At 65.5% G+C, this 7,234-nt stretch carries 10 protein-coding genes and 1 pseudogene; 8 read left to right on the top strand and 3 right to left on the bottom strand.

What is annotated here, in order from left to right:
* From CJZ78_RS07285 to CJZ78_RS14660, 3 genes and pseudogenes are all read left to right on the top strand, one after another.
* Positions 1–113, top strand: a pseudogene (locus tag CJZ78_RS07285) (photosystem II D2 protein (photosystem q(a) protein)); the annotation flags it as partial.
* Positions 97–1,482, top strand: coding sequence for a photosystem II reaction center protein CP43 (gene psbC, locus CJZ78_RS07280; RefSeq protein WP_094560227.1), 1,386 nt, complete (start codon positions 97–99; stop codon positions 1,480–1,482). The pseudogene CJZ78_RS07285 and the gene psbC, both read left to right, overlap by 17 nt.
* Before the next feature lie 279 nt (positions 1,483–1,761).
* Complete coding sequence (locus tag CJZ78_RS14660; protein WP_254988648.1) at positions 1,762–1,893, top strand: hypothetical protein; 132 nt, start codon at positions 1,762–1,764, stop codon at positions 1,891–1,893.
* 15 nt (positions 1,894–1,908) lie between these two features.
* Here CJZ78_RS14660 and CJZ78_RS07275 read toward each other — a convergent pair whose 3' ends face one another.
* Positions 1,909–2,502 (bottom strand): nucleoside triphosphate pyrophosphatase, encoded by a 594-nt coding sequence (locus CJZ78_RS07275; protein WP_094560226.1) that lies wholly within the window; start codon positions 2,500–2,502, stop codon positions 1,909–1,911.
* A gap of 21 nt (positions 2,503–2,523) precedes the next feature.
* On the opposite strand from CJZ78_RS07275, the gene CJZ78_RS07270 reads away from it, so the two are divergent.
* The 5 genes from CJZ78_RS07270 to CJZ78_RS07255 all read left to right on the top strand — a co-directional run bounded on the left by CJZ78_RS07270 (position 2,524) and on the right by CJZ78_RS07255 (position 5,348).
* Positions 2,524–2,934: an Npun_F0494 family protein gene (locus CJZ78_RS07270; RefSeq protein WP_198953858.1), complete on the top strand. Its 411-nt coding sequence runs from the start codon at positions 2,524–2,526 to the stop codon at positions 2,932–2,934.
* Between the two features lie 107 nt (positions 2,935–3,041).
* Positions 3,042–3,206, top strand: a complete 165-nt coding sequence (locus tag CJZ78_RS13705; RefSeq protein ID WP_143592865.1) for a type VII secretion target — start codon at positions 3,042–3,044, stop codon at positions 3,204–3,206.
* Entirely contained in the window at positions 3,203–3,604 is a 402-nt protein-coding gene (locus CJZ78_RS07265) for a type II toxin-antitoxin system death-on-curing family toxin (protein WP_094560225.1), read from the top strand. The genes CJZ78_RS13705 and CJZ78_RS07265 overlap by 4 nt, the downstream gene beginning before the upstream one ends.
* Positions 3,605–3,627: 23 nt before the next feature.
* Positions 3,628–5,112 carry a cobyric acid synthase gene (locus CJZ78_RS07260; RefSeq protein WP_094560252.1) on the top strand — a complete coding sequence of 495 codons (1,485 nt, stop codon included), beginning with the start codon at positions 3,628–3,630 and terminating at the stop codon, positions 5,110–5,112.
* Positions 5,109–5,348: a 2Fe-2S iron-sulfur cluster-binding protein gene (locus CJZ78_RS07255; protein WP_094560224.1), complete on the top strand. Its 240-nt coding sequence runs from the start codon at positions 5,109–5,111 to the stop codon at positions 5,346–5,348. Before CJZ78_RS07260 ends, CJZ78_RS07255 begins: the two co-directional genes overlap by 4 nt.
* Here CJZ78_RS07255 and CJZ78_RS07250 read toward each other — a convergent pair.
* Together CJZ78_RS07250 and CJZ78_RS07245 are read right to left on the bottom strand one after the other, a co-directional pair.
* Positions 5,339–6,421, bottom strand: coding sequence for an FUSC family protein (locus tag CJZ78_RS07250; RefSeq protein WP_094560223.1), 1,083 nt, complete (start codon positions 6,419–6,421; stop codon positions 5,339–5,341). The genes CJZ78_RS07255 and CJZ78_RS07250 overlap by 10 nt on opposite strands.
* Positions 6,418–7,230, bottom strand: coding sequence for an aromatic acid exporter family protein (locus CJZ78_RS07245; RefSeq protein ID WP_094560222.1), 813 nt, complete (start codon positions 7,228–7,230; stop codon positions 6,418–6,420). Before CJZ78_RS07245 ends, CJZ78_RS07250 begins: the two co-directional genes overlap by 4 nt.
* Between the last annotated feature and the right edge of the window lie 4 nt (positions 7,231–7,234).

Raw genomic sequence — 7,234 nt, 5'->3', positions numbered from 1 at the left:
CGAAGAACATTCTTCTGAATGAAGGTCTGCGTGCCTGGATGGCACCGGCTGACCAGCCGCACGAAAACTTCGTCTTCCCTGAAGAGGTTCTGCCCCGTGGAAACGCCCTTTAATTCCAACTTGGTGGTCGGAGGCAGAGACCTCGACTCCACCGGTTATGCCTGGTGGGCGGGCAATGCCCGTCTGATCAACCTCTCCGGCCGCCTGCTCGGCGCCCACGTGGCCCACGCGGGTCTGATGGTCTTCTGGGCCGGCGCCATGATGTTGTTCGAGGTGAGCCACTTCACCTTCGACAAGCCCATGTATGAACAGGGCCTGATCCTGTTCCCCCACGTGGCCACCCTTGGCTACGGCGTGGGCCCCGGCGGCGAGGTCACCGATCTCTACCCGTTCTTTGTGGTCGGTGTGCTGCACCTGATCAGCTCGGCCGTGCTCGGCCTGGGCGGTCTGTATCACGCCCTCCGCGGCCCTGAAATCCTCGAGAACTACTCCTCGTTCTTCTCCCAGGATTGGCGCGACAAAAACCAGATGACCAACATCATTGGTTATCACCTGATCCTTCTCGGCGTCGGCGCCCTGCTGCTGGTCTTCAAGGCCATGTTCTTCGGCGGCGTCTACGACACCTGGGCCCCGGGCGGTGGCGATGTGCGCATCATCACCAACCCCACCCTCAGCCCCGGAGTGATCTTCGGCTATCTCACCCGCGCCCCGTTCGGTGGCGAAGGTTGGATCATCGGGGTCAACTCGATGGAAGACATCATTGGTGGCCACATTTGGATCGGTCTGATCTGCATCTTTGGTGGCATCTGGCACGCGATCACCAAGCCCTTCGGCTGGGTGCGCCGCGCCTTCATCTGGAATGGTGAGGCCTACCTGAGCTACAGCCTTGGCGCCCTGAGCTTCATGAGCTTCATCGCCTCGGCCTACATTTGGTTCAACAACACCGCCTATCCCTCGGAGTTCTACGGCCCCACAAACGCCGAGTCCTCCCAGGCCCAGAGCTTCACCTTCCTGGTGCGCGACCAGCGCCTGGGCGCCAACATCGGTTCGGCCATGGGCCCCACCGGTCTGGGCAAATACCTGATGCGCTCACCCACCGGCGAGATCATCTTCGGTGGTGAAACCATGCGCTTCTGGGACTTCCGCGGCCCCTGGCTGGAGCCCCTACGCGGCCCCAACGGCCTGAGCCTCGACAAGCTCCAGAACGACATTCAGCCCTGGCAAGTGCGCCGCGCGGCTGAATACATGACCCACGCTCCCAACGCGTCCCTGAACTCGGTGGGCGGCATCATCACCGAGCCCAACTCGGTGAACTTCGTGAACATCCGCCAGTGGCTGGCGTCCACGCAGTTTGTGCTCGCCTTCTTCTTCCTGGTGGGTCACCTCTGGCACGCCGGCCGCGCCCGCGCTGCCGCTGCCGGTTTCGAGAAAGGGATCGACCGCAAGGCCGAGCCCACCCTGGCCATGCCGGACCTCGACTGAGCCCTTGTGTTGATCTGAATCCGCAACCATCGGATGCAGTTCTGCCTCAGCCCCCGCCACATGCGGGGGCTTTTTTATTGCCCCGCTCCAGGCTGCATAGCTTTCCAGCAGTACTCAAGACTGCCTGCATGAAGCGTCCCCAGCTTCCGCCGGTGCTGGTCAGCGCCGTGAGCGCCAGCCTGCTCAGCACGGCCCTTGGGTTGAACCCCGTCTTGCCTGCCGCGAAGGCCAAGGGGCGGGACGTACCAGATCAGTGATCGCAACGGCACCACCTGGCCGGTGCAGGTGCGCGACCAGGGGCGAACGCTCAGCTTCAGCTGGTCGGATCGGGTGCTCACCATGACGCCCGAGACCGCAGCCACCAGCGGCACCAGCTGGGGCCAGCTGCTCGACATCCTGCTGGGCCAGTGAAGCCCTGGCTTGCAGTTAGCCCGCAAGCCAGCGGCGCAGCAAGGGCAGGCTCAGGCCGATCACATTGCTGAAACAGCCCTCGATCCGTTCCACCAGCAAGCCGCCTCGGCCCTCCAGGGCAAAACCACCGGCGCACTGCAGCGGTTCGCCGGTGGCCACATAGGCCTCAATCTCCGCTGGGCTCAGGGACGCGAACTGCACGCGGGTCACCACCGCGGCGAGCTGGGGGCTGGTGTAGCCCCCCAGACCCTGGCCACCAGCCTGGTCAGCGGGCAGCAGGCAATGGCCGGTGATCAGCTCTCCCCAGTGCCCGGCCATCCGCTGCCAGCGCGCCTGGGCTTCCGCAGCATCGGCGGGCTTGCCAAACACCTCCCCCTCAAACACCAACAGCGAATCACAGCCGAGCACCGCAGCGCCCTCGCCAAAGCCCTCCGCCACGGTGGATGCCACCGCCGCCGCCTTGGCCCGCGCCAGCTGCTGCACGAGCTGCCTCGGATCGCTGTGCTGGATCGCTGCCTCGTCCACGCCGCTCACCTGCACCCGGTGGGGGATGCCGGCCTGCTCCAGCAAACGCCGACGGGCGGGAGACGCCGAAGCAAGAACGAGCATGGGGTCAGGGAGAATCCCTCTATGCAACACCGGGCCGCCACCCCAATCGACCGCCTGCTCCTCGACCCCCTCCTCCACGACCGGCGTGCCCAGCAGCGCGCCAGCCAGGCCCTGCGCTGCTTGCCCTTTCGCCTGGCGTTCTACAGAACGGTGGCGGAGCAGGCCCTCAGCAGCAACGAACTCTGCCGCCGGAACGACCACCGGAGCCTCTGCCGGGGCACCCCCACTCCCGATCGAATCGAAGCCCAGTGGATCTGGCTGATCCAACTGGGAGTGCTGCGGCGGGAGGTGGATGGCCAGGGCCTCACCGAACGGGTGCGCCTCACGCCGATGGGCCGCACGCTGCTGGCCCAATGGCCCGATGAGATTCCTACCGCCACGCTGCTGGATCGGCTCCAGCACGGCCTGCGCCGGCGGCGACCCCGGCTGTGAACGGCAGTAGCGCGTAGCATTCAAGTGCTACTTGCCACAGGGCGATGCCAACGGAAGTCACGCTTCGTCAGGCTGGCGGGTCTGTCAGCGCCACAATCCCTTCCGAGATGGCCCGCCGGTTTCACCTGGCTCCGGGAGACCGCGTGCAAGCGATCGAAACTGAGCACGGCATCCTGCTCTCCCCCTTCGATCCAACGGTGCAGGAAGCACTGGCACTCGCAACGGATGCGGCGCGCAAATTCCAAGCCGCCCTGCGTGAACTGGCCCGTTGAGCGACGTCCAGGAACCGCGATGGGTGCCTGCCGTTGCGGTGAAAGCCATCCACCACCAGCAGACCCTGGAGCATGGTGGACTTCGGGGTGTTCGCAGCGAGATCGCTCTGGCCTCTTCCCTTGCCAGGCCCAGGCAGCGTTGGGTCTACGGAGAACTGGGCACAATCCCCCAACTGGCAGCCGCTTACGCCGAGGCAATTGTGCGCGCGCACCCCTTCAGCGATGGGAACAAAAGGAGCGGGTTTCTCGTAGCCGTTGTTTTCCTGGGCCTCAACGGCTTCAGCTTCCAAGCCGGCAATGAAAGCATTGTTCTGACGATTCAACGGCTTGCGGCGGGCGAGCTGCCCTGGTTGGAACTCGAACGCTGGTTTGTCGACAACAGCAGGGCCAACGGATGAGCCAGGCCCCACCCAACCCCCTGATGGTGCTAGGCACCAGCAGTGGTGCCGGCAAATCGCTGATGACCGCCGCCCTCTGCCGGGTGCTGCGCCGCCGCGGTGAAACGCCCCTGCCCTTCAAGGGGCAGAACATGAGCAACAACGCCTGGGTGGACCAGACCGGCGGCGAGATGGCCTACTCCCAGGCGCTGCAGGCCTGGGCCGCCGGCCTGGAGCCGCACCACAGCATGAACCCGGTGCTGCTCAAGCCCCAGGGCGATTCCACCAGTGAGCTGATTCATCTGGGCCGTTCGGTGGGCAGCGCCCGCGCCGAGCACTACTACCGCGACTGGTTTCGCCCCGGCTGGGCTGCGATCCGCCAGGGGCTGCAGACCCTGCAGGCGGCCCATCCCGGCGGGCGTCTGGTGCTGGAGGGGGCCGGCAGCCCGGTGGAGGTCAACCTGCAATCCCGCGACCTCACCAACCTGCGTCTGGCCCAATACCTGCGGGCCCGCTGCCTACTGGTGGCCGACATCGAGCGCGGTGGCGTCTTCGCCCAGCTGGTGGGCACCCTGGGCCTGCTGCGGCCGGTGGAGCGCCCCCTGGTGCGCGGCCTGCTGATCAACCGCTTCCGCGGCCGCCGCGAGCTGTTCGATGAAGGGCGGCGCTGGCTGGAGGCCCACACCGGCGTGCCGGTGCTGGGGGTGATGCCCTGGCTCGATGAGCTCTTCCCCCCGGAAGACTCCCTCGACCTGCTGGAGCGCCGCGGCCGCAAGCGGGGAGCGGAGCTGGAGATCGCCGTGCTGCGGCTGCCGTCGCTGAGCAACTTCTCCGACCTCGACCCCCTAGAGGCCGAACCGACGGTGCAGCTGCGCTGGCTCGCGCCAGGGGAGGAGCTGGGCCAGCCCGATGCGGTGATCGTGCCGGGCAGCAAGCAAACCCTGCGGGATCTGGCCGCCCTGGACGCCAGTGGCCTGGGAGAGGAACTGAAGCGCTATGTCGCTTGCGGCGGCCACGTATTCGGCATCTGCGGCGGCATGCAACTGCTGGGGCGCGAGCTCAGTGATCCCGATGGGCTGGAGGGGCAAGCCGGCACCGGTGCAGCCGGGATCGGCTTGCTACCACTGAGCACAGTGTTTGGCGAGGGTAAGGCCCTGCGCCAACGCCGAAGCCCCGCCCTCTGGCCAGCTGCCGCGGGCGATGCCCTGGAGCTGGAGGGCTTCGAGCTGCACCGCGGCCGCACCACCGCGCTCGACGCCTGCCAGCCCCTCTGCGCCGATGCGGCGTTGGGCTGGGTGGCCGCCTTTGGCGACCAGGGCGGACTGGTGGTCGGCACCTATCTGCACGGGGTGTTTGAGAGCGGCCCCTGGCGGCGGCGCTGGCTCAACCAACTGCGGCAGCGCAAGGGGTTGCCGAGCCTGAGCGAACGGCAACCGCACCACAGCCGCCAGCGCGAAGCCCTGCTCGATCGGCTCGCCGATGCCTTTGCGCAGCACGTCAACCTGGATCCCTTACTGCAGGAGCCATGACCGAGGTGCTGATCCACTGGCCCCACGGCCACCAGAGTCGCATCGCCAGCGGCAGCGACTGGCTGGAAGCAGCCCGCCAGGCCGGGGTGGCCATCCCCACCGGTTGCCTGGGGGGCAGTTGCGGGGCCTGCGAAATCGAGGTGAATGGCCAGGTGGTGCGGGCCTGCATCGCCACGGTGCCCGCCAGCCGCAGCGGCACGCTAACGGTGGAGCTGGCCAGCGATCCCTATTGGTGACGCTGCCGGCTGGGAATCAACTCCAGCCATCGCACCTGCATCCGTCGCACCACCGAGCCGATCTGGTAGCAAAGAAGGAGCCGTCGAGCCACTTGCCGCTGCTGCGATCGATCCAAGCCATGAGAGAGATCCATGTCTGCAAGCAAGGCGTACTCCCCCAGCCGAAGGGACTCAATGGCGGCCTGAAGATCAACGGAACTCGCTCCTGGGGGCAAGGCGGGCCGATCGTTCTGGAGCGCGCTTCGCCACAGACCCATCTGCTGAGCACAACAAGCCAGCAACTGTGCTTCCGCCTGCTGCACGTTGGCCAGCAGCCCTGAACCCGAAAGAGGTTCACGCAAGGCCCTCAGCGCCGTGAGGCAACCGGCCACCCCTGCACAGCAACGTTCCAGATCAGACCAAAGGTGGAGCTGTGGCTGGCTGTAGGGGTTTGCTCCCAACTCGATCACGGCCGCAGCGCGGCTGTCGCGCGATCGAATCAATGCCTGCATCAGCTCGCGATGCCCTTGCTTACGGCACGCAGGCGAGAGGCGACTACGAGCTGGATCGATCAGCAGCTGGCGCTGCTCCTCCAGGGCCTCCCGTTGCAAATCCAGCAGGTCAGCAAAGCAGCTCTGATGTTCTCGGATCGCCGTGCTCGGCCAGAACAGATGCAGTCCCAACAGGGCCAGCACCACACCTAAGGCCGTCCAGCTGAGCTTCAGACCAAGCCAGATGTCCACCGCCGTGGGCTGCATCAACCAGCCCATCACCACCACCATGCCGGTGATCTTGTAGCCGGCCTGCAAGCCAAGGCAACCACCCACGAAGCGAATCAACCCCAACATCAGCGCCAGGCCGATCGGAAAAGGCAGTGATGTGAAAGCAGGCTGGGCAACCAGCAACAGCAAGCCCCCCAACAGGGTGCAAATCACCCTCTGCAACCCCAACGCATAGGAACTGCCGTAACTGCCCACCATCACCGCCGCCAGCGTGAGCGGCAGGTAGTAGCCATCCGGCACCGTGCTGATGCTGCCCAGACCTGCAGCAAGGCCAACGCAAACCGCCAGCCGAAGATCATCGCGATGGATCATCGGTATGCCTGCCGGCACAACGCCATGCTGCGCAGCGCCTGCTGCACCCGTTGCTGCTCATCGGCAATAGCGGCCTCCAGCAGCGGCGAACGCAGGCCCGATTGGGCCATGGCGCGATGGCGATCCAATTCCAGGGCGTGGTGCAGCAACGTTTCCCAGAGAAGTAGCCGCTGCCGCCAACGCTTGCGCTGCACCAGCGCAGCTTGCTGGCTGCGCTGCGCCACCTCCACGGCACGAGCCAGATTGAGATAACCAGTGGTGAGGTCAGCGGCGGATCCAGCCACCGCAGCGCGGATCTGCTGATCCAAGACGAGATCAAGCCGATCCAGCTCTGCCAAGCGATTCCGTGGCCAGAACAGATACGCCACCCCCACCGCAACGATGATGCCGATCAGGCTGTCGAGGCTGCGATTGAACACAAATTCCCAGTTCAGAGCCGTTGGCTTAGGAATCATCAGAAACATCACCACGATATTTACGGCGGTGGACAATCCGCCCTGCCATCCGAACAAGCGCAGCAGCGGAAAGCACAACAAAGAGCTCACCATCACCGCCATCCAGCCGGAAGCGATGGTGTGCACCACAAACGTGACCAACGCCCCCAGGATCGTGCCCATAATCCTGCCACTGGCCGCCGGAAGTGTGAGCTCGTCGTTGTCATCCACAACGATCAAGGCGGCATTGAGCGGATACCACAGGTAGGCGCTGCGATCACACCAGAGCGCAATAGCCGCCGTCACAAACATCACCACGGTGATGCGCAGGCTCTGGCGCAACAGCCCGGGACTCAGCCGGACCGAGCCGCTCACAATC

The sequence above is a fragment of the Synechococcus sp. 8F6 genome (genome assembly GCF_002252665.1).
In the GTDB taxonomy this organism is placed as follows: Bacteria; Cyanobacteriota; Cyanobacteriia; order PCC-6307; family Cyanobiaceae; genus Cyanobium_A.
This window is presented reverse-complemented; position numbering and strand designations above follow the sequence as displayed.

Coding starts and splice junctions, on each gene's coding strand:
- CJZ78_RS07250 (WP_094560223.1), bottom strand. CDS start 6,421: ATGATCCATCGCGATGATCTTCGGCTGGCGGTTTGCGTTGGCCTTGCT.
- CJZ78_RS07270 (WP_198953858.1), top strand. CDS start 2,524: ATGCAACACCGGGCCGCCACCCCAATCGACCGCCTGCTCCTCGACCCC.
- CJZ78_RS07255 (WP_094560224.1), top strand. CDS start 5,109: ATGACCGAGGTGCTGATCCACTGGCCCCACGGCCACCAGAGTCGCATC.
- CJZ78_RS07260 (WP_094560252.1), top strand. CDS start 3,628: ATGGTGCTAGGCACCAGCAGTGGTGCCGGCAAATCGCTGATGACCGCC.
- CJZ78_RS13705 (WP_143592865.1), top strand. CDS start 3,042: ATGGCCCGCCGGTTTCACCTGGCTCCGGGAGACCGCGTGCAAGCGATC.
- CJZ78_RS07275 (WP_094560226.1), bottom strand. CDS start 2,502: ATGCTCGTTCTTGCTTCGGCGTCTCCCGCCCGTCGGCGTTTGCTGGAG.